Origin of the sequence: Microbacterium meiriae (assembly GCF_040702565.1) — a bacterium.
GTDB classification, from domain to species: domain Bacteria; phylum Actinomycetota; class Actinomycetes; order Actinomycetales; family Microbacteriaceae; genus Microbacterium; species Microbacterium meiriae.
This window is the reverse complement of the sequence record NZ_JBFBLJ010000004.1, coordinates 1-3,545: the sequence shown is the minus strand read 5'-3', so window position 1 is coordinate 3,545 and position 3,545 is coordinate 1. Positions and strand designations below refer to the sequence as shown.

Sequence of the window (3,545 nt, the reverse complement as noted above, 5' to 3'; positions counted from 1 at the left end):
TTCGCCGGTACGGGAATATCAACCCGTTGTCCATCGACTACGCCTGTCGGCCTCGCCTTAGGTCCCGACTTACCCAGGGAAGATTAGCTTGACCCTGGAACCCTTGGTCTTTCGGAGGACGTGTTTCTCACACGTCATTCGCTACTCATGCCTGCATTCTCACTCGTGTAGCCTCCACGGCTGGTTTCCACCGCCGCTTCGCTGGCCACACGACGCTCTCCTACCCATCAACACGGCTGGACCACGAAGGCCTACCAATAATGTCAATGCCACAACTTCGGTGGCGTGCTTGAGCCCCGTTACATTGTCGGCGCGGAATCACTTGACCAGTGAGCTATTACGCACTCTTTCAAGGGTGGCTGCTTCTAAGCCAACCTCCTGGTTGTCAGAGCAACTCCACATCCTTTCCCACTTAGCACGCGCTTTGGGACCTTAGTTGGTGGTCTGGGTTGTTTCCCTCTCGACTATGAAGCTTATCCCCCACAGTCTCACTGCTGCGCTCTCACTTACCGGCATTCGGAGTTTGGCTGACGTCAGTAACCTTGTAGGGCCCATCGGCCATCCAGTAGCTCTACCTCCGGCAAGAAACACGCAACGCTGCACCTAAATGCATTTCGGAGAGAACCAGCTATCACGAAGTTTGATTGGCCTTTCACCCCTATCCACAGCTCATCCCCTCAGTTTTCAACCTAAGTGGGTTCGGTCCTCCACGACGTCTTACCGTCGCTTCAACCTGGCCATGGATAGATCACTTCGCTTCGGGTCTAGGACATGCGACTGAATCGCCCTATTCAGACTCGCTTTCGCTACGGCTACCCCACACGGGTTAACCTCGCCACATATCGCTAACTCGCAGGCTCATTCTTCAAAAGGCACGCTGTCACACCTACCAGGGGTGCTCCAACGGTTTGTAAGCAAACGGTTTCAGGTACTATTTCACTCCCCTCCCGGGGTACTTTTCACCTTTCCCTCACGGTACTTGTCCGCTATCGGTCATCTGGGAGTATTTAGGCTTATCAGGTGGTCCTGACAGATTCACACGGGATTTCACGGGCCCCGTGCTACTTGGGATACTCTCCACGCCAGAACACGCATTTCGACTACGGGGTTGGCACCCTCTATGACCGGCCTTTCAAGACCGTTCGTCTATACGCTTCTGTAACGTCGCCAGCTCGGCAGAACTGACTGGTGAGTCCCACAACCCCGAATATGCAACTCCTGCCGGATATCACACACACTCGGTTTAGCCTGATCCGGTTTCGCTCGCCACTACTAACGGAATCGCGGTTGCTTTCTCTTCCTGTGGGTACTGAGATGTTTCACTTCCCCACGTTCCCTCTACCCGCCCTATATATTCAGGCGGGAGTCACTAGGTCGGCACGCCGCCCAGCGGGGTTTCCCCATTCGGACACCCTCGGATCAAAACTTGCTTATCAGTTCCCCGAGGCTTATCGCAGATTGCTACGTCCTTCTTCGGCTCCAGATGCCAAGGCATCCACCGTTTGCTCTTAAAGACTTGAAATCACATGAGTTTGAATCAAAAACTCGACCCCATCCGAAGATGGAATCAGAAATTGACTAATGATCTTTAAGATCATCTTGTGCAACCAGCTCGAAAGCCGGCTGCAAGATGCTCGCGTCCACTGTGTAGTTCTCAAAGTACGGGCGGAACCCCCATCCACCTGCCCCCACAGGGACAAACAGAAAGAGGTCCAGAGGTTCAGACCAGACCCCGAAGGATCCGCATCCGGTCCCTCAGGACCCAACAGCGTGCAGGCACCGGTCCCCTCACCCAGAACCTTCCAACCACCGAAGCGGCGTACTAGTCCCGAGATCAGATCTCGATGCCATGTCAAATGTTCCACCCATGAGCTCCCAGCGAAGAACGTATGCCTTCGATCTGGGTTCTGGACGCCGAAGCGTCAGATGCTCCTTAGAAAGGAGGTGATCCAGCCGCACCTTCCGGTACGGCTACCTTGTTACGACTTAGTCCTAATTACCGATCCCACCTTCGACGGCTCCCTCCACAAGGGTTAGGCCACCGGCTTCAGGTGTTACCGACTTTCATGACTTGACGGGCGGTGTGTACAAGACCCGGGAACGTATTCACCGCAGCGTTGCTGATCTGCGATTACTAGCGACTCCGACTTCATGAGGTCGAGTTGCAGACCTCAATCCGAACTGGGACCGGCTTTTTGGGATTCGCTCCACCTCACGGTATTGCAGCCCTTTGTACCGGCCATTGTAGCATGCGTGAAGCCCAAGACATAAGGGGCATGATGATTTGACGTCATCCCCACCTTCCTCCGAGTTGACCCCGGCAGTATCCCATGAGTTCCCACCATTACGTGCTGGCAACATAGAACGAGGGTTGCGCTCGTTGCGGGACTTAACCCAACATCTCACGACACGAGCTGACGACAACCATGCACCACCTGTTTACGAGTGTCCAAAGAGTTGACCATTTCTGGCCCGTTCTCGTATATGTCAAGCCTTGGTAAGGTTCTTCGCGTTGCATCGAATTAATCCGCATGCTCCGCCGCTTGTGCGGGTCCCCGTCAATTCCTTTGAGTTTTAGCCTTGCGGCCGTACTCCCCAGGCGGGGAACTTAATGCGTTAGCTGCGTCACGGAATCCGTGGAATGGACCCCACAACTAGTTCCCAACGTTTACGGGGTGGACTACCAGGGTATCTAAGCCTGTTTGCTCCCCACCCTTTCGCTCCTCAGCGTCAGTTACGGCCCAGAGATCTGCCTTCGCCATCGGTGTTCCTCCTGATATCTGCGCATTCCACCGCTACACCAGGAATTCCAATCTCCCCTACCGCACTCTAGTCTGCCCGTACCCACTGCAGGCCCGAGGTTGAGCCTCGGGATTTCACAGCAGACGCGACAAACCGCCTACGAGCTCTTTACGCCCAATAATTCCGGATAACGCTTGCGCCCTACGTATTACCGCGGCTGCTGGCACGTAGTTAGCCGGCGCTTTTTCTGCAGGTACCGTCACTTTCGCTTCTTCCCTGCTAAAAGAGGTTTACAACCCGAAGGCCGTCATCCCTCACGCGGCGTTGCTGCATCAGGCTTTCGCCCATTGTGCAATATTCCCCACTGCTGCCTCCCGTAGGAGTCTGGGCCGTGTCTCAGTCCCAGTGTGGCCGGTCACCCTCTCAGGCCGGCTACCCGTCGACGCCTTGGTGAGCCATTACCTCACCAACAAGCTGATAGGCCGCGAGCCCATCCCCAACCGAAAAATCTTTCCAAACGCAGACCATGCGGTCACGTCACATATCCAGTATTAGACGCCGTTTCCAGCGCTTATCCCAGAGTCAGGGGCAGGTTGCTCACGTGTTACTCACCCGTTCGCCACTGATCCCACAGAGCAAGCTCCGTGTTCACCGTTCGACTTGCATGTGTTAAGCACGCCGCCAGCGTTCATCCTGAGCCAGGATCAAACTCTCCGTAAAAAGAAATTGCATACGAACCGGGGAAAAACCGGAACGCAGCGAGTTTGATGCTGACCAAAGAGATAAATCATTGCTGACTATCC

The 3,545-nt window shown here is 54.9% G+C and carries 2 rRNA genes (1 of these 2 running past the window's edge); both read right to left on the bottom strand.

The annotated features are described in order from the left end of the window. A 23S ribosomal RNA gene (locus tag AB0310_RS17045) occupies positions 1-1,522 on the bottom strand (it extends 1,680 nt beyond the left edge of the window). 415 nt (positions 1,523-1,937) lie between these two features. Continuing rightward, a 16S ribosomal RNA gene (locus AB0310_RS17040) occupies positions 1,938-3,462 on the bottom strand. Together the 16S and 23S rRNA genes form the textbook arrangement of a ribosomal RNA operon. Positions 3,463-3,545: the final 83 nt, after the last annotated feature.